Below are 19612 nucleotides of genomic sequence, written 5' to 3'. Positions count from 1 at the left end.
GTTCATCATGGTGAATATCGTTAACAATCGGATCAGAATCTTTTTATTTCCCGTCCATTTACCACCAACTAATGTTGGTGGTGTTGATAAAATTATTATTATATTTGGGTTATATTTCGTTGCACGCTTTTTTGATGCGTTCTTTGTAGCTATCGATTTTTTGTGGTGTTAGCATGTGTTGGGAATCATCTAAGACAACACCATTAACATCATCGGCTATACGTTGTGCTGTTTGTAACATGAGTTTAAAATTTTGCTGATTGTTTCCTTGTGTCGGTGCAATCATAAAAATTGAAACGCCAGGTGTGGTAAATTCGTGCATGGTCTCAGGATCCAAATAGCCTGGATTAACCATATTTGCTAAACTAAATAAAACAGGACCGTTGCCCGCAGGATCGACATGGCGATGAAAAATTCGCATATCACCGAATTGAAAACCTGATTGCATAATACTGGCAAGTAATACATCACCTTGTAATAATCGACCATTAATGCCAGTTACATTTAACACAATGATTTCTGTTTTATCTTCTTCATGGTCGATGTTTGCTTTTTCAGATTCATGATGGTCAGCTGATGATTCAGTGTTCAAAACTTCGTTTTGCTTAACAGGTTCAACTTCATGAATTTCTTCACTTATTGTGATTGTTTCTGTTTTTTCAAGTTGACTTTCTGTTTCGACTTTTTCTTCTAATGGTTCATTTTCAAAGAGATCCTGATTAAGATTAATCACTGGTTCAGGGATAGTATCTTCTTCTGGTTCGTCTATCGGTTGATGACTAAATAAATCCTCTTGTTGAGGAGGTGCTTCTTTTTCAATGATCTCAACAATTTCAACATGCGGTGTTGTTGTTTTTTTATTTTTGGGGTTAATCAGTATTACATCATCTTCTTCTATTTCATCCATATAAATGTCTGTTTGCTGTTGAGCAATAGGGTTAATATTCCTTTTTTTATCTGAATTAAACAGAGAAGAACGTTCCTTTTTATTAATCCATAATCCATGTATCAATAATGCAATAATGACCAAGGATGCAATAACAATCAGAACAATACGTAAATTATCCATAATAACCATCTCAGAATTAAATTAAATAAAGACTCAAATCACTCAATAAAAGAATCGAATGAAGTGATTACGGAGTACCACAATGTAAAATAATTACTTTTTCTTTGCAAATTAAAAAAATTCAATTGATTGTCAGTACATAAATGCCTTTGATTGTGTCATCTTATCAAGCCTAATTTTTTCGCACTAAAAATCAATAAGCATATATTACTTTATTTCTGCCAATAATCATAATTATCGGTATATATTTTTTTATTAATAATGTTAGATTTTAATTTTTAGAACTCTGTGCTATTAACCTGTAAAGATACTTACAATTTATGCATATTTTTTGTAAAATCATCGGTTACTTTTAAATAAGATTTATAATTATTAAAAATAACAATTTTGTTGATTGAGGTCAATTTTATATGAGATTTAACAAGCTATTACTCACCATTCCGGTAGCGCTGACCAGCTTATTTTTACTGTCAAGCTGCGATGATAACAAATCACAAGGCGGTAATAATCAGATACCAAAAGTTACGGTGTTTAAAGTAGAGCCATTGAATTACACTTTAAAGATTGGTTTACCCGGTCGAGTTGTCGCTTCGCAAATTGCTGAAATTAGACCTCAAGTAAGTGGCATCGTTTTAAAACGAGAATTTGAAGAAAGCTCAAATGTAAAAGCAGGGCAATCACTTTATCAAATCGATCCTGCTATTTATCAAGCTAACTATGACAGTGCTGTTGCAAGTGTAGCAAGTGCTAAAGCTAATGCTAGTATTGCCCAGTTGACTTTAAAACGTTATGCCGGTTTATTAAAAACCAAATCCATTAGTCAGCAAGATTATGATAAAGCGGCGGCAGATGCACAGCAGGCAGAAGCTAGTGTACTTGTTGCTCAAGCAGCTGAACATACCGCTAAAGTTAATTTAGATTATACTAAAGTCTATTCCCCTATTGATGGCTATATTGGTAAATCAAGTGTTACTGAAGGTGCATTAGTTTCAGCAGGTCAAGCAACAGCGTTAGCTTTAGTTCAAAAACTTGATCCTATTTATGTTGATATGACAGAAGCAGCAACGCGTTACAATAAATATAATCAAGATCAAAACGTGATTTTTGAACCAGCGAAAGGAAATAATGTTGAACTTTATTTTAATGACGGTTCGAAATATGACGTAGCAGGGAGTATCAAATTTTCTGATATGACGGTGAATGAAACGACAGGTACCGTTACCCTTAGATCTGAATTTCCAAATCAAGATGGCAAAATTTTGCCCGGTATGTTTGTCAAACCTCAATTGACTTTAGGCTATATTAAAAATGCAAAACTCGTTCCTCAACAAGGTATTACGAGTAATGGTAAAGGCCAATATACAGCAAAAATCCTTAAACCAGATAATACGATTGAATATCGTCAAGATATTCAAGTTTATACTGGTATCAATGGTTATTGGGTAGTGACGAAAGGTATTGATATTGGTGAACAAGTTATCACGACGGGTTTACTTAATTTAACGGCAGTTGAAATGGGTAAACCAATGACAGGCCAAATTGTTGGTGAGCCAGCTACTCTTACTCAAGAACAGTTAGATAATATTATCAAAAACAGCGTGAAATAAAACAGGGGTAGATTTAATTATGGCTAAGTTTTTTATTGATAGACCCGTTTTTGCATGGGTAATAGCTATCATGATGATGCTAGGCGGGGCACTATGTATAAAACTGCTAGCAGTTGAACAATACCCCGATATTGCTCCTCCTGCTGTTACTGTTTCAGCGGCTTATCCTGGTGCAGATGCACAAACTATTGAAAACACCGTTACACAGTTAATCGAACAAAATCTGACTGGGATAGATAATTTAATCTATATGAAATCAACCAGTAGTGCGCAAGGTGTTGTTCAAACTACGTTGACCTTTGCGCCGGGAACGAATCCTGATTTTGCGCAAGTGCAGGTGTTAAATAAAGTTGAAAGTATTAAGTCTCGTTTACCTGAAAGTGTTCAAAAAAATGGTGTTTCAGTTGCTAAAAACAATACTAACTTCCTAAAAGTTATTGGTTTTTACTCAACGAATCCCCAAAAGACTCAAGCAGATATTGCTGACTTTATTTATTCGACTGTGCAAGATCCGATCCGTCGTGTTCAAGGTGTAGGTGATACCACTTTATTTGGCTCAGAATATGCGATGCGTATTTGGCTTGACCCAAATAAACTCAATTATTTCAACATGTCAATTGAAGAAATTATTGCGGCAATTCAAGCACAAAACGCTCAAGTAACGGCTGGGCAATTAGGTGCATTACCTTCAACTGAAGGTCAGGAACTAAATGCAACAATAACGGCTCAATCTCGTTTAAAAACACCGGAACAATTTCAAAATATTTTAGTTCGGGTCAATACCGACGGTTCTAATATTTTACTAAAAGATGTTGCTAACGTTGAAATTGGTGCATCTGATTATAATTTTATCTCTCGCTATGACGGTAAAGCATCGGCTGGTTTAGCTATTTATCTGGCAACAGGCGCAAACCAATTAGATACCTCTGAATTGGTCGATAAGAAAATCGAAGAATTATCGGCAATCTTCCCAGAAGATATCAAATTTGCCTACCCATACGATACAACACCATTTGTTAAATTATCTATCAGTAATGTTGTGCATACTCTGATTGAAGCAATTGTGTTAGTTGTTATCGTCATGTATATATTTTTGCAAAATCTCCGCTCAACTCTCATACCAACCATTACCGTTCCGGTTGTATTGTTAGGAACGTTTGCAATCTTATATATTTGTGGATTTACCATAAATACGTTGTCGATGTTTGCTATGGTGTTAGCTATCGGGTTACTGGTCGATGATGCTATCGTCGTTATCGAAAACGTTGAGCGTATCATGCATGATGAAGGATTGTCGCCGTATGATGCAACGGTAAAATCAATGGAACAGATAACCTCTGCTTTAATTGGTATTGCCGTTGTATTATCTGCTGTATTTGTACCTATGGCATTTTATGGTGGTGCAGCAGGGGGAATTTATCGTCAATTCTCAATTACCATTGTTACCTCGATGTCATTGTCTGTGATTATGGCAATCGTTTTAACGCCTGCACTTTGTGCTCAGATTTTAAAAGCACCATCAAAAAGTAAAAACAAAAAATCAACGTTTGGGGAAAAATTACTCGCGATTCCACCATTTAGCTGGTGTGATAAAGGAACCAAACTATTCTTTGGCGCGTTTAATAAATTTTATAACAAAGGACTGCATACTTATGAGAAAGGCGTAATTAAAGTAATACGTTATCCATTAATTGCCTTTGTTTGTTATATCGTTATCATTGTTGGATTAATATTTGGATTTAACCGCTTACCAACAGGGTTTTTACCTAATGAAGATCAGGGTGTATTGATTGTCATGGTCGAATTACCACCCGGATCAACATTAGAACAAACCATGTCAGTATTGAATAAAACAACTCAGTTTTATATGGAAAAGAAAGCTGATTCTGTTAAAGAAGTCTTCACTGTTGCAGGGTTTAGTATGGTAGGTCGTGGACAAAATATGGGACTTGGATTTGTTCGGTTAAAAGATTGGGATGAGCGTAAACGCCCTGATCAAAAAGTGGATGCTTTAGTTGGCAGTGGTTGGGGCTTTGCATCTACCATTACTGAAGGTCGAGTAATTATAGCTAACTTACCGGCGGTTCCGTCGTTAGGGATGGCTAATGGTTTCTCCTATATGTTAAAAGACACTTCAGGACAAGGGCATGAAGCCTTAATGGGTGCTTTTTATCAAATCTTAGGACAAGCATCGAAAAGACCAGAACTTCAACAAGTGCGTCCGGGCAGTATGTTAGATGTTCCTCAGTATAAAATTAATGTGGATTTCGAAACAGCTCAAGCGCTTGGTGTTTCTGTCAGTAGCGTCAATACAGTATTATCTACCGCATTAGGTTCTGCTTATATCGATGACTTTGTCTATAATAACCGAGTCAAAAAAGTGTACCTTCAATCTGAAGCGGCTTATCGAATGTTGCCTGATGATTTTAGTTATTGGCATGTAAAAAATCAAAAAGGTCAAATGGTTCCTTATGATGCATTTGCGACTACTTCAAAAAGCTATGGTTCACCATCACTTGTTCGTTATGATGGTGTTGCTGCAATGGGAATTAGTGGATCTGCTGCGCCCGGCTTAAGTTCTGGTCAAGCTATGGCAATAATGGAACAGTTATCAAAAGACTTACCAAAAGGCTTTACGTTTGACTGGACAGATATTTCTTATCAAGAACGTCAAACAGGATCGCAAACAACAACACTTTATATAATCTCTATTATTGTCGTGTTCTTGGCATTAGCTGCATTGTACGAAAGTTGGAGTGTACCAATTTCAATACTATTTGTGATTCCACTTGGTATTTTAGGAACGGTGGTTGCAACAATGTTTAGAGGACTTGATAATGATATTTACTTTATTGTCGGTCTATTAACCACAATGGGACTGTCTGCGAAAAATGCGATATTAATTGTTGAATTTGCAAAAGATGCTTTAGAAAAAGAAGGTAAATCGCTGATTGATGCAACACTTGAAGCTTGTCGATTACGTTTACGCCCAATTTTAATGACATCGTTCGCCTTTATTTTAGGGGTGTTACCTTTAGCATTAAATAGTGGTGCAGGTTCAGCAAGCCAAAACGCGGTAGGTACAGGGGTAATTGGTGGTATGTTAACAGCAACATTCTTAGCGATATTCTATGTACCATTATTCTTCTTATTTATTACTAAAATGTTTACTAAACATAAAAATAAGGTCGTTTTACCACGTAATTTTTCGCACAACACTGACCAAAAATAGTGACTTGGAAAATTGAAAAGCATATCTTAGCACCAGCTAGGATGTGCTAAAAAAGTCGAAATCTTATTAATAAGATAACCAACAAAAAGCACGATGAAATCGTGCTTTTTTATTGAGTTTTTAATCTTATCATTATCAAAATATGATCTCATAGTAAATAACAAGGTAAAAAATTGATCCAATGATTGAATAGCATTGTTGGTTTACTATTGATATTAAGGTGCATTAGATATTATTTAAGTTAGCTGATTACACTATTTTGCAAGGGCAATGTCGTCTAATTAAGATTATTTAATAGATTTGACTAGATGTCGACTCATATGGGCATGAGTAATTGCGATAGCTAATGCGTCAGCGGCATCGGCTTGTGGACTGGCGGATAATTTTAACAAGAGTTTAACCATGTGTTGAACTTGCTTTTTATCGGCTGCCCCTGTGCCTACTACACTTTGTTTTACTAAACGAGCCGCATATTCAAAAACAGGTAAATCGTTGTTGACCGCAGCAACAATAGCTGAGCCTCTCGCTTGCCCTAACTTTAATGCTGAATCGGCATTACGTGCCATAAAGACTTGTTCGATAGCGAACATATCCGGTTGGAATTGTAAGATGATTTCGCTAACGCCTGCATAAATGCGTTTTAATCGAGTTGGTAAATCATCGACGGCTGTACGAATACAACCACTACCAAGATAGGTTAATTGTCGTCCTGTTTGACGAATTACACCGTAACCCGTCAAACGAGAACCAGGATCTATGCCAAGAATGATAGACATTAAAGAGCGGCAGCAACTTCGTCCGAAACTTCACCATTATGGTATACTTCTTGAACATCATCACAATCTTCAAGCATGTCGATCAACCGTAATAATTTTGGTGCAGAATCAATATCAAGATCAACTTTGGTCGCAGGAATCATTGATACTTCAGCTGATTCAGCAACTAAACCTGCTGCATCAAGTGCATCTTTTACTTCGCCAAATGATTCTGGTGTGGTAAAGACATCAATTGCACCATCATCATAAGTGACAATATCATCAGCTCCAGCTTCTAAAGCTGCATCCATTACTTTGTCTTCATCTGTACCTGTAGGATAAGAAATAACGCCTTTTTTGGTAAACAAATAGGATACAGAACCGTCAGTACCTAAATTACCCCCAGTTTTGGTGAAAGCATGACGTACTTCTGATACTGTACGATTACGGTTATCACTTAGGCATTCAACCATGACGGCAGTACCTGCAGGGCCATAACCTTCATAGATGATGGTTTCCATATCACTATCATCTTCACCACCTACACCACGCGCAATAGCACGATTCATGGTATCGCGTGTCATATTATTTGATAGTGCTTTATCCATTGCTGCACGTAAACGAGGATTTGACGCTGGATCGCCACCACCTAGTTTGGCTGCCGTTACAAGTTCTCGAATAATTTTAGTAAAAATTTTACCGCGTTTAGCATCTTGCGCCGCTTTACGATGTTTGGTATTGGCCCACTTACTATGACCTGCCATAGAATTCTCCAGATTAGATAATTTAAAAATCAGCGTATTTTAACAAACATTTGTTTAAAATTCATTATCAATATGTGTATTGATTTTTAATCCGTGTGATTTTTTATTGTTATAAAAACAAAAAAGCACCTAATAAACAGGTGCTTTTTTTGTATGAAATAAGCTTATCAATATCAGTTCGATTAGCTCATTCCATATTGTTTTAATTTTTTACGTAGTGTACCACGGTTAATACCGAGCATATTAGCCGCTCGAGTTTGATTACCACGTGTATATTGCATAACCATATCAAGGAATGGGTGTTCAACTTCAGCTAACACTAATTCATATAGATCATTAGGATCTTCACCATTAAGTTGTGATAAATAGTTTTTTAAAGCTTGCTTGACAGAATCTCGCAAAGGTTTTTGTGTTATTTGGTCTTGAGAGTTTACAGTTGTAAATTTTAGTGCTGCAGCTGTAACGCGTTGTTCTGACATAGTATTCTTAACTCTTTTTGTTGTTTCTAATTTGACTAAAAAATGCTTTTAGTGTTCTAGCTTGCTCACTGGTGGTGCTAAGTACACTAAATAAGCGCCTAAAATGATCGCTATCAGCATAATTCTTGGTATACCAATTTACATGCTTTCTGGCAATCCGTAATCCTTTGTATTCTCCGTAAAATTGATAAAGTTCTTCAAGGTGCGTAAAAACGATTTGTTCAACTTCATCAACTGTCTTTTCTTTTTGTAACTTTCCATGTGTTAAATAGAATGCAATTTCTTCAAATATCCAAGGTCGCCCTTGTGCCGCTCGGCCGATCATTATAGCATCAGCTTGCGTATATTGAAAAACATCTTTTGCCTGTTCAGGGGTGCAAATATCACCATTAGCAATGACTGGAATGGATACCTTTTTTTTCACTGCTTTAATTGATTCATATTCAGCTACACCCTTAAATAGACATTCACGGGTGCGCCCGTGAATAGTAATCGCCTTTACGCCACAATCCTGCGCAATTTGTGCGATTTCAATGCAATTTCTATGATTTTTATCCCATCCAGTCCGCATTTTTAATGTTACTGGCACATCAACGGCACCAACAACTTTTTGCAAAATCTGTTCAATTAATTGCGGGTACTGCATTAAAGCAGAACCTGCCAATTTTTTATTAACCTTTTTTGCAGGGCATCCCATGTTAATGTCAATTAACTCAGCCCCATGTTTGGCATTAAATTCTGCCGCTTTAGCCATTTCGTCAGGATCGGCACCCACTATTTGTACTGCGCGAATGCCCAAATCTTGCGTTGAGACCATTCTTAAAGCAGATTTATCTGTTTGCCAAACATCTGAATTAGCTAAAAACATCTCTGAAATAGTCAGACCAGCACCAAACTGGTAGCATAAATTTCGAAATGGTCTGTCACTAATTCCTGCCATTGGTGCGGCGATTAAATTATTTCTTAATGTGACCTTACCAATGCTTAGTAATTTAAGGTCGGCTATATTACGCATTTTTTCTCGAACTTAAAAGGGGGTAATGTCATTTTTTTACTTTTTTTTGCCAGTAATTCGACACCATTCTTCTTGCTCAGCGACGGGATCAAGATCAAAATGGGGTTGGTAAGCGGTAAAGACGCTTTGAGATTGAGAGGTTAAAATACCTGATAATCCTAGTAATCCATCTGTTTTAATCAGACTATTGATATTCGGCTCGAGCTCTTTTAATGGTCCAGCTAAAATGTTGGCAACTAAAACATCAGCTTGTAAATTATCAGGAATATCTTTAGTTAAATAAAGTTCAATGTCATGACTTACATTGTTACGTTCTGCATTATCTCGGCTAGCTTGAATAGCTTGAGGATCAATGTCAATGCCGATGACACGTTTTGCACCCAGTTTTAGCGCAGCAATGGCGAGAATTCCCGAACCACAACCGTAATCAATCACTAATTTATCTTTTAAGTCTAAGCTATCAAGCCATTTAAGACATAACGCAGTGGTAGGGTGGGTACCTGTTCCAAAAGCTAAACCTGGATCTAACATAACATTGATCGCATTAGGATCAGGGACTGGGCGCCAACTTGGACAAATCCATAAGCGTTGACCAAATTGCATAGGATGAAAATTGTCCATCCACTCGCGTTCCCAATCTTTATCCTCTAATTGTTCGAATTTATAAGAATATTGATTAAGATTTAATATTGCTTTCAATTCATCTAAATCAGTTTGAGCATCGTAAAGCCCAATTACATCTGTATTACCCCAAAGTTTTGTTTCACCGGGTAAGGGTTCATACACAGGCGTATCATAGGTATCCTGAAATGTGACAGATAACGCCCCTGATTCTTCCAAAAGCTCACTTATTGGTTCAGCAAGATCATTTGTTGTATTAATTTTGAGTTGAATCCAAGGCATAATTTTTCCTTAAGTTACCAAATATATTGGCGATGATAAAAACAACCAATCCAATAATTAATGAAGGAACAATTGGATGGAAAGAATAAATTTTAATGTTATAAGCGGCTAAAAAGGTATAACTAATGGCTCCAGCAAACATTGAACATAATGCGCCAGTTGCATTAGCTTTCTTCCAATATAAGCCAAGTACCAAAGGCCATAAAAATACCGCTTCCAGCCCACCAAAAGCAAGTAAATTTAACCAAATTATCATATCCGGTGGATTCCAAGCTGCTAAAATGAGCAGTGCGCCAAAAATAAAGGTAATGATAACGGATATTCGCGTTAAGGTTTTGTCACTGCATTTTGTTTCTGGTTTTATGCTTAGAAACAGATCTTTTATAATCACTGAAGAGACTTGTAACAGTTGTGCGTTAATGGTTGACATAATCGCAGCCAAAGGCGCAGCCAAAAAGATGCCTGCTGCGAGTGGCGACATCACTTTAATAATTAAAGTTGGGACAATTTGATCGGGAATGGTTAAATCATCAATAATTGCTCGCCCAAGTGCACCAGAAAGGTGCATGGTTAACATAATAACTGTAACAACAATTGTACCGATAATGATGCCCCGATGTACCGCTTTACTGTCTTTATAAGCCATACAACGTACTGCTGTATGCGGTAAACCAACCACACCAAAACAGACTAAAATCCAGAATGATGCCATAAATGGAAAGTCCATAAAATTGCCAGGGCCTTGTGGGGTTAATAATGCAGGATCAATTTCTTTTAAACGCTCAATAATAGCCGTTAATCCACCACCAGCATAAATAATGGCGGTTAAAAGTAAAATTGAGCCAATGATCATCACTAAACCTTGGAAAGCATCGTTTAAGATACTTGCTCGAAATCCACCAAATGCAGTATATATCACCGTACCAATACCGAAAATAAGTAGACCGACTTTATAAGGTATGCCTACTGAAGATTCTAATAATCGGGCACCACCGACAAACTGGACAGTCATTGCACCGACAAAGGCGACGACTAAAGTAATACTGGCAAACCAGACAATGGTTTTACTTTTATAATGAGCATAGAGCATATCACTTAGCGTGATAGCATTATACTTGCGCGCTAGAATGGCAAATTTTTTGCCCAAAATTCCCAGAGATAGCAAAACAGTAGGGACTTGAATCATAGACAACAATACCCAGCCTAGTCCGTATTTATAAGCAGCACCGGGACCCCCTATAAACGAACTGGCACTGATGTAAGTTGCCGCCAGTGTCATGGCGAGCAAAAATCCCCCCATTGTTCGATTACCAATAAAGTAATCAGTAAATTGATTGACTTTTTTGCGTTTAACATAAGCATAGATAGATAAGGCAAACACAAAAATAAGATAGATGACTAGCGGTAATATAATATCTAAATGCATTGTTTGATCACTTAGTTTGTTCTAATGAGATGTTTTTGAAATGAAATTTTACAACGATCCAGCATAATAAAATAAACCCGACAGGTACCATAATGCAGGATAATTCAAACCATAATGGAAGCCCCAAAAAGCCAGTTCTATCGCCAGCGCCGTAAGCACAAACAATCCAGCCAAGAAGATAAATAATTGTTAATAACAGTGAAAGCTTAGCTTCTTTATTTGCTTGCTTATATCGTGTATCCATATTGAATAATTTATCAATAATTAAATAGTGGCTTAGAGTAAAAGAAAGCATTACATTTAGCAAGTATATTGCATTTTATGCAATATGATTTTTTAAATATATCAATTTTCGCAATAATTAAATTCAGTTATAGTGTTGGACAATTCGATTATGACAAATAAATTAATGGAGATCCTAATGTCAAACTATTTTAATACTCTAAATTTACGTGAAAAATTACACCAACTTGGACAATGCCGTTTTATGGCTCGTGATGAATTTGCATCAGAAGCCGATTTTTTAAAAGGCAAAAAAATTGTAATAGTAGGATGTGGTGCGCAAGGTCTGAATCAAGGTTTAAATATGCGGGATTCAGGACTTGATATTGCCTATGCTTTACGTAAAGAAGCGATTGCAGAAAAGCGTCCTTCATGGAAAAAAGCAACTGAAAATGGATTTAAAGTAGGCAGTTATGAAGAGTTAATTCCTTCAGCTGATTTAGTGATTAATTTAACACCTGACAAACAACACTCAGCGGTAGTAAAAGCTGTACAACCATTGATGAAACAGGGAGCCGCTTTAGGTTATTCTCATGGTTTTAATATTGTTGAAGTTGGCGAAAAAATTCGTCCTGATATCACGGTTGTCATGGTTGCGCCAAAGTGTCCAGGAACAGAGGTACGTGAAGAGTATAAACGAGGTTTTGGTGTTCCGACTCTGATCGCCGTTCACCCTGAAAACGATCCTAAAGGTGAAGGTTTAGCTATCGCCAAAGCATGGGCGGCGGCTACCGGTGGACATCGTGCTGGTGTTTTACAGTCTTCATTTGTTGCTGAAGTTAAATCTGATCTTATGGGAGAACAAACGATCCTTTGCGGTATGTTGCAAACAGGGTCATTACTTTGTTTTGATAAACTTGTGGCAGACGGTGTGGATCCGGCTTATGCATGTAAATTATTACAATTTGGTTGGGAAACCATTACCGAAGCATTGAAACAAGGTGGTATTACCTTAATGATGGATCGCTTGTCGAATCCGGCTAAGTTACGCGCTAATGCATTAGCTAAAGAATTAAAAGTGATCATGACTGATCTTTATCGTAAACATATGGATGATATTATTTCGGGTGAATTTTCAGCAACCATGATGAAAGACTGGGCAAATGATGATGCTAACTTATTAAAATGGCGTAAAGAAACCGGTGAAACAGCCTTTGAAAAAGCCGCTGAATACCAAGGTAAAATTGATGAACAAGCCTACTTTGATCAGGGTGTAGTCATGGTCGCTATGGTAAAAGCTGGGGTTGAACTTGCTTTTGAAACCATGCTTGAGTCAGGTATTTTACCAGAATCAGCTTATTATGAATCCTTACATGAACTTCCTTTAATTGCCAATACGATTGCCCGTAAGCGTTTATACGAAATGAATGTGGTGATATCTGATACTGCTGAATATGGTAATTATCTTTTCGCTAATGCAGCGATCCCATTATTAAAAGAAAAATTTATGCCAATGTTACAATCGGGCGATCTTGGTAAAGCGATCCCAGAAGGTAGCGTTGATAATGCGCAATTACGTGATGTAAATGATGAAATTCGTCATCATCCAATTGAAATTATTGGCCGTAAATTAAGAAGCTATATGACTGATATGAAACGTATCAATGTTGCCAGTTAATCAATCAATTAGCCAAATTGGCTTGGTCGTAAAAAGGTGCTTAATTGCACCTTTTTTTACGGATGTATGTTAGAAAAAATGGCTGGTTTGTTAAAGTTAAATTTTAGTATTAAATTTGATGTGATCTTAAAGGATCGCAAATGGGATCAAAAGGATCTAACTTAGATCGTTTTGATCTTGATAATGGATCACTAAAATTTTTAAAAATTATATAATTAAATAAATTTTATTTTACTTTTTTATTTATTTTTTACCTAAATTATGTTATCTTTTATGTAATTTTTTAATTTTATGGAGGGATAACATATCAATGAAAATTGCTTTTCGACCAACTGATTGTTGGCGTTGGTATTTTGATAATCAATATGATAGTTTGATGCTTGAAGTATCAAACGATATGTTATTTCGTTCATGTTATTCCAGTAAAATGTTAATTCCTGATGTTTTTAGGGAATTTCCATTTTCAGTGAGTGATGCAACATCCTATTATCAATTTTATGATAGTTGTCAAATATTGGCATTAACTGACTCGCAAAAGATTGAATTATCCATTAATGCCATTGTGGCGGCTAATTTTATTAAACCTCAAATGCCAAAAAGTTGGTACTTTTGCCAACAACCTAAGCTATATCGTCCTAAATTAGCGGACATTGTTGAAGTCAGCATGCAAGAAGGTGATCAACGGGTTTTTTTATTAGTCGTTGAAGCGGGTGAAAATGCTTCACTGTGTATTATTGCTCAACCTACATTTGTGGCAATGAATAAAACATTTTATTTTTCCGAAGCAATTAAAGTGATGAATGATCGACTGGCGCCAATCCAAAAAAATGTCATGGATGAGAGTTCGTTGATAGACCTTAAGTTAGAAGCTATTTCGTAAACAATACCATTCTAATCCGACTATTGTCTTGTCAGTAAGACTTAATTTCGATTTAAACCTGCTATATTTTGATTTTGTTATTCACAACAGGTTGTGAAGCAGGCAATGTATTGACCTGTTTAATCGATGACTTAAACGGCATTTCGTTACGGTATCGCAGTTGAACGCTTTAAAACTGAATACAAATGACTTTAAAGGATAGCATTTAGCATCAACGGTTTTAAAATGAAGCCATATAACATGATTAGCGTATTGATTGGCAGGCTAACTTGTCATCATAGTGGGGTAATAATTTATTAAGTGTCAATCAACCATTTTAATCAATAATTAACGATTTATTATTGATAAATCAGGATTCTATAACCAATGCTCATTAAGGTTTTTTTATTAATTCAATTTTGATATCACCCTCAGGTACACAACTACAAGCTAAAATATGGTGGTTGTGTTTTATTGCAGATTGAGTGAGAGGCGCTACTTTTCCTGCTTTCAATATCACTGCACATTTACCACAGATTCCAACTCTGCATGAATAAGGGATAGTAATATTATGTTGTTCCAGTTGTTCTAGAAAAGTTTGTTGCTGATTTCCTTTGAATGTGTTGCCCTCAAAAGTAATATTACATTGTTCATGGTTTAATTGATTATCTTTAGGAAAAAATTCAATATATTTTTTTGCTGGTTGTCGTTCTAATATCTCGACAGGATCATCAATTGATATCGAGCCGAAATTACGCGCAATCATATTCATACCAAAATCTATTTCCCCTTGCTCATCGGTACGAAAATAGCGGAGCGTATTGAGGGGTTCATTATTTGCTAACGGCTTTGCTGTATCAATATTAAAAGTGGTAAGTACACAGCGACTACACGGTTTAACGATATCAAAGATTACATTGCCGATTTTGATGGTTTTCCAGCCATCTTCGGCAAAAGGAAGGGCACCTTGTATGATGATATTGCTTCGAAACTGCTGAATATCAAGCTTTTCCGAACATCTTTGTTGTAAGTAATTGAACGAAGCTTTATTTAATAATAGATAAGGATAGCCATCTGCAAAGCTCACCGCAGTTTGAGGATATCGTTTAGTCCGTCTGGTTAAGTTGGTACCGATCCAACGTAATTGCACATCCTTTTGTAAAATATGGCTAAAAAATTGATTAATTCTGATAGGTGCAATGTGAGAGGTAAAATGATTACCCCAAACTTCAGTTGGTTCATTACTTTCAGTAAATTCATCAAATTTAATTGTGATGGATTCATTATAAGGCGTTGAAACAAGAATATTGTTATCAACAATGGATGTTTTTAGTTTTAAAAGCTCAGGAAATTGCCTTGCGGTGATAAATGTTCCGTCAGGTTCACTAATCATCAATACACGATCATATTCGAATCCCCCTTCAATGACATTTGACATATTTAGGGGAATACCTGCAAGCGATTTAATCGGATAGATAAATAATTGACTGACAGTGATCATAATAAATTCAATGATGAGTAATCGTGATCTTAATTGTAAACTGAATTCACCCTAATATATAGACACTAGATATTATACCTATAAATAATTGAATCATTACATAGGAAGATTTTGTAAAACTTTTGCGTATCTTTCTATATACTCTTTAAACATTTCGGCTTTGGTATAAAGTATAAAAACGAAATGCCCATTAGTTACTAATGTATAAGGTTCTTTCATCGATTCACATTCGTCAATGGTATGATTACAAATAAGTGGTTTCTGCAATAGTTTCTTATATTTTTCAGCTTCAGTTTTAGAATCAAATGGTAAAATGATAACAGAAAAATCAGGGTAGTAATGACCGTTAATCGGTGTATTACTTTTAAATTTAAAACTTTTTAGACCCGATCCATTAACTGAATAAAATTGCTTAGAATTCTTATCATAGAAGCCAATTGGACCGAATTCATCGTCTGACTGCATATTAAATCCATCTTTATTCATTATAGTAAAGAGAGAATTTAGTTTAGCAAATTCAATATGATCAAATTTTAACGTTAATTCATTATTTGATGATAATGTTTTTGTATCATTAGGTTTAAAAAAATAATAAGAAACGACCATCATTAACATTAATAAAAAAAGTACGCTTTGAGAAACCAACCTTCTTTTTCTTTTCATAATATTCCTTTATTTTTTAACGATTAAATTATCAATATATAACATTATATTATTTGAGTATAGCTAATTTTTAGAATACAAAAATAAGCTTTTCCATTCGGTGTCATTACTGATATTTCATCATCAACTTTATGACCAATTAACGCTCTGGCAACAGGACTATTAATGGAAATCCAATTTTTTTTAGGATCAAATTCATCGGCTCCCACAATACGGTAAATTTGCGCGTGACCGGATTCATCTTCCAGTTTTACCCAAGCACCAAAAAATACTTTTCCTTCTTGCCTTGGATCGGGATCGACAATGGTTAATATTTCTAAGCGCTTTGTCAAAAATCGTACTCGTCTGTCAATTTCACGCAATCGTCGTTTTCCATAAATATATTCTGCATTTTCACTACGATCGCCAAGGGCTGCCGCATCAGAAACCGCTTGAGTAACACGAGGTCTTTCTTCTTTCCATAAATATTTCAATTCACGATCGAGTGCCAAGTAGCCCTCTCTTGTTATATAATTAGCTTTTTGCATAATAAGTTTACATTCCGTTAATCGACGAGATATACAGAGATATCATGATAAATAATCAAATAAGCCATATTATAGCGGGTGAATTGACAGTTAAACCAGAACAAGTTTTAGCTGCTATTCAATTATTAGATGAAGGAAGCACTGTTCCTTTTATTGCGCGTTATCGTAAAGAAGTGACCGGTGGGTTAGATGATACCCAACTACGTACTTTAGATAGTCGGTTAGGTTATTTGCGAGAACTTGAAGATCGTAAACAAACGATATTAAAGTCAATTGAGGAACAAGGAAAACTCACCCCAGAACTGAGTCAAAAAATTATCCAAACACTCAGTAAAACTGAACTTGAAGATCTCTATCTACCCTATAAACCTAAACGCCGTACACGGGGACAGATTGCTATTGAAGCAGGACTTGAACCATTGGCCGATGCGTTATGGGATAATCCATCACTTGATCCTGATAGCGAAGCGGAAAAATTCTTTAATTCTGAAAAAGGAATTGACGATACTAAATCTGCATTGGATGGGGCACGATACATCCTAATGGAACGATTTGCCGAAGATGCGACATTGCTAGCTAAAGTACGCCATTATCTATGGAATAATGCGCATTTAGTTTCACAAGTGGTTGCAGGTAAAGAAGAAGAAGGGGCAAAATTCCGTGATTATTTTGCGCAAAGCGAACTGATTTCAAAAGTGCCTTCTCATCGTGCTTTAGCGATGTTCAGAGGACGAAATGAAGGCTTTTTACAACTTTCCCTTAACGCCGATCCGCAATTTGAAGAAACGCCTAAAGAGAGCTATTGCGAACAAATTATTACTGAGCATTTAGGCATTCATTTTAACGATCAACCCGCAGATAAATGGCGAAAAGCTGTCATTAATTGGACATGGCGAATTAAAATTTTAATGCACATGGAAACCGAACTGATGACCACTTTACGTGAGCAGGCGGAGGAAGAGGCGATCAATGTGTTTGCCGCTAACTTGCATGATATGTTAATGGCTGCGCCGGCAGGGATGAAAGTTACCATGGGAATGGATCCAGGATTACGAACAGGCGTAAAAATTGCTGTTGTTGACGCAACGGGTAAATTAGTCGCAACTGAAACAATTTATCCGCATACCGGGCAAGCGGATAAAGCTGCAATGATTGTTGCGGCGCTATGCATTAAATACCAAGTTGAATTAGTGGCGATTGGTAATGGCACGGCATCGCGTGAAACCGAACGTTTTTATCTCGATGTACAAAAAAAATATCCTGAAGTCAAAGGTCAAAAAGTCATTGTAAGTGAAGCAGGTGCATCGGTCTATTCTGCATCCGAGCTAGCCGCTCAAGAGTTTCCTGATTTGGATGTATCAATACGTGGTGCAGTATCGATTGCTCGTCGTCTGCAAGATCCCCTAGCTGAACTTGTAAAAATTGATCCGAAATCAATTGGTGTCGGTCAGTATCAACATGATGTTAGCCAAACTCAGCTCGCAAAAAAATTGGATGCTGTTGTAGAAGATGGGGTCAATGCGGTTGGGGTAAATTTAAATACAGCATCGATGATGTTATTAGCTCGCATAGCGGGACTCAATAAAGTTATTGCACAAAATATTGTTAATTGGCGTAATGAAAATGGACAATTTTCTAACCGTAAGCAGTTACTAAAAGTTTCACGCCTAGGGCCTAAAGCCTATGAACAATGTGCTGGTTTTTTGCGTATTATGGATGGCGATAATCCACTTGATGCATCAGCCGTTCACCCTGAAGCTTATCCGGTTGTGGAACGTATTTTAGATAAAAACCATAAATCGTTAAAAGAGATTTTAGGTGATTCGAAATATTTAAACTCACTCAAAGCAGTTGATTATGTTGATGACCATTTTGGTGTGCCTACGGTGACTGATATTATCAAAGAACTTGATAAACCCGGACGCGATCCACGGCCAGAATTTAAAACAGCTCAATTTGCCGATAATATCGAAACCATGGAAGATTTGAAAGTAGGCATGGTTATGGAAGGTGCCGTAACTAACGTGACTAATTTTGGTGCGTTTGTCGATATTGGTGTTCATCAAGATGGGTTAGTTCATATATCAGCCTTATCTGATAAGTTTGTTGAAGATCCTCGAAGCATAGTTAAAGCTGGTGATATTGTCAAAGTTAAAGTGATGGAAGTTGATATTGCTCGTAAACGTATTGCTTTATCAATGCGACTTGATGATCCAACAATGCCAAACTCTGAAGGTGGCAAACCGAAAAAGAATAAATCAACCAGCACGGCTAAAAATACACAGTCAACGCCGGTTACCAATAGCGCAATGGGCAATGCTTTTGCCGCTGCTTTTAAAAAGGGAAAATAGCGGCGTTAATATGTGTTCTATAAAACGAAAAGGAGGCTAACGCCTTCTTTTTGTTTAATGTTTATTTCATAACATTTTAATAAAACTCTAATAATAAATACAATGGTTGAAAATAAAATCAGTTAGGTTAACTTATTTAGCTTGTGAATTTTCCATCCAATATTCATCTGAAAGCCATTAAATAATGATAAATCAATATTTAGCTATTCCATATTACTCATATTATTATATACTATATAAAATTGATTCAATTATTTGTCATCTTGTACAATTAATTATTTTAATTAATCAGCAAGTTAGTATAGTTAAACTGTTTTAACCTGATCTTTTTATTTAGCATTTCTTATTTTAATATTCTTAAATAAAGTAATTAACGGTATTCGAATATTGCACTTTTTTATAACGAAATGATCCGTTGTTGCCAAGTTATCAACAAAATTTGCCTTTAAATGGATACAATTTAACAACTTCTAATGGTTATGATTGCTTGTAATTTTTTTATAAATTGAAAATGTAACCGGTAACATTTTTATCAAATTTTGATAAATTTGTCGTTCACTA

At 36.0% G+C, this 19612-nt stretch carries 16 protein-coding genes; 5 read left to right on the top strand and 11 right to left on the bottom strand.

Features of this window, described 5'->3' with window-relative positions; all coding sequences use genetic code 11:
* Positions 1 to 109: 109 nt before the first annotated feature.
* Positions 110 to 1069: a cell division protein ZipA gene (zipA, locus tag J3U36_RS00175; RefSeq protein ID WP_267351064.1), complete on the bottom strand. Its 960-nt coding sequence runs from the start codon at positions 1067 to 1069 to the stop codon at positions 110 to 112.
* Between the two features lie 410 nt (positions 1070 to 1479).
* Here zipA and J3U36_RS00170 point away from each other — a divergent pair, with 410 nt between their 5' ends.
* The gene (locus tag J3U36_RS00170; protein WP_267351066.1) at positions 1480 to 2676 is read left to right on the top strand and encodes an efflux RND transporter periplasmic adaptor subunit; all 1197 of its coding nucleotides are present in this window, start codon (positions 1480 to 1482) and stop codon (positions 2674 to 2676) included.
* A gap of 19 nt (positions 2677 to 2695) precedes the next feature.
* Complete coding sequence (locus J3U36_RS00165) at positions 2696 to 5908, top strand: efflux RND transporter permease subunit (RefSeq protein WP_267379377.1); 3213 nt, start codon at positions 2696 to 2698, stop codon at positions 5906 to 5908.
* Positions 5909 to 6195: 287 nt separating this feature from the next.
* Here J3U36_RS00165 and ruvC read toward each other — a convergent pair whose 3' ends face one another.
* The 7 genes from ruvC to J3U36_RS00130 form a co-directional block, all read right to left on the bottom strand.
* Positions 6196 to 6684 carry a crossover junction endodeoxyribonuclease RuvC gene (ruvC, locus tag J3U36_RS00160; protein ID WP_267351070.1) on the bottom strand — a complete coding sequence of 163 codons (489 nt, stop codon included), beginning with the start codon at positions 6682 to 6684 and terminating at the stop codon, positions 6196 to 6198.
* Positions 6684 to 7427: a YebC/PmpR family DNA-binding transcriptional regulator gene (locus tag J3U36_RS00155; protein ID WP_267379380.1), complete on the bottom strand. Its 744-nt coding sequence runs from the start codon at positions 7425 to 7427 to the stop codon at positions 6684 to 6686. The genes ruvC and J3U36_RS00155 overlap by 1 nt, the downstream gene beginning before the upstream one ends.
* 182 nt (positions 7428 to 7609) lie before the next feature.
* Entirely contained in the window at positions 7610 to 7906 is a 297-nt protein-coding gene (gene fis, locus J3U36_RS00150; protein WP_025315996.1) for a DNA-binding transcriptional regulator Fis, read from the bottom strand.
* 7 nt (positions 7907 to 7913) lie between these two features.
* Positions 7914 to 8921 carry a tRNA dihydrouridine synthase DusB gene (gene dusB / locus J3U36_RS00145; protein WP_267351076.1) on the bottom strand — a complete coding sequence of 336 codons (1008 nt, stop codon included), beginning with the start codon at positions 8919 to 8921 and terminating at the stop codon, positions 7914 to 7916.
* Between the two features lie 36 nt (positions 8922 to 8957).
* The gene (prmA, locus tag J3U36_RS00140; RefSeq protein WP_267379383.1) at positions 8958 to 9824 is read right to left on the bottom strand and encodes a 50S ribosomal protein L11 methyltransferase; all 867 of its coding nucleotides are present in this window, start codon (positions 9822 to 9824) and stop codon (positions 8958 to 8960) included.
* On the bottom strand, positions 9799 to 11250 hold the full coding sequence (gene panF / locus J3U36_RS00135; RefSeq protein ID WP_267379386.1) for a sodium/pantothenate symporter: 1452 nt from the start codon (positions 11248 to 11250) through the stop codon (positions 9799 to 9801). Before panF ends, prmA begins: the two co-directional genes overlap by 26 nt.
* 7 nt (positions 11251 to 11257) lie before the next feature.
* On the bottom strand, positions 11258 to 11494 hold the full coding sequence (locus J3U36_RS00130) for a YhdT family protein (protein ID WP_267379389.1): 237 nt from the start codon (positions 11492 to 11494) through the stop codon (positions 11258 to 11260).
* Between the two features lie 177 nt (positions 11495 to 11671).
* On the opposite strand from J3U36_RS00130, the gene ilvC reads away from it, so the two are divergent.
* Both ilvC and J3U36_RS00120 read left to right on the top strand, forming a co-directional pair.
* Positions 11672 to 13150, top strand: a complete 1479-nt coding sequence (ilvC, locus tag J3U36_RS00125) for a ketol-acid reductoisomerase (protein ID WP_267379392.1) — start codon at positions 11672 to 11674, stop codon at positions 13148 to 13150.
* 310 nt (positions 13151 to 13460) lie between these two features.
* Entirely contained in the window at positions 13461 to 14030 is a 570-nt protein-coding gene (locus tag J3U36_RS00120) for a cell division protein ZapC (protein WP_267351085.1), read from the top strand.
* Between the two features lie 373 nt (positions 14031 to 14403).
* Here J3U36_RS00120 and J3U36_RS00115 read toward each other — a convergent pair whose 3' ends face one another.
* The 3 genes from J3U36_RS00115 to greB all read right to left on the bottom strand — a co-directional run bounded on the left by J3U36_RS00115 (position 14404) and on the right by greB (position 16700).
* Positions 14404 to 15510, bottom strand: coding sequence for a YcbX family protein (locus tag J3U36_RS00115; protein ID WP_267379394.1), 1107 nt, complete (start codon positions 15508 to 15510; stop codon positions 14404 to 14406).
* 96 nt (positions 15511 to 15606) lie between these two features.
* Positions 15607 to 16173: a hypothetical protein gene (locus J3U36_RS00110; protein ID WP_267379396.1), complete on the bottom strand. Its 567-nt coding sequence runs from the start codon at positions 16171 to 16173 to the stop codon at positions 15607 to 15609.
* 44 nt (positions 16174 to 16217) lie between these two features.
* Complete coding sequence (gene greB, locus J3U36_RS00105; protein WP_220215358.1) at positions 16218 to 16700, bottom strand: transcription elongation factor GreB; 483 nt, start codon at positions 16698 to 16700, stop codon at positions 16218 to 16220.
* Between the two features lie 44 nt (positions 16701 to 16744).
* Here greB and J3U36_RS00100 point away from each other — a divergent pair, with 44 nt between their 5' ends.
* A complete protein-coding gene (locus J3U36_RS00100) occupies positions 16745 to 19051 on the top strand; it encodes a Tex family protein (RefSeq protein ID WP_267379400.1) in 2307 nt (768 codons plus the stop codon).
* The last annotated feature ends 561 nt before the right edge of the window (positions 19052 to 19612 follow it).

Origin of the sequence: Gilliamella sp. B3817 (assembly GCF_026536705.1) — a bacterium.
GTDB lineage: Bacteria > Pseudomonadota > Gammaproteobacteria > Enterobacterales > Orbaceae > Gilliamella > Gilliamella apicola_I.
Note: the sequence above shows the minus strand (reverse complement) of the source record. Positions and strands in the feature narration are given on the sequence as shown.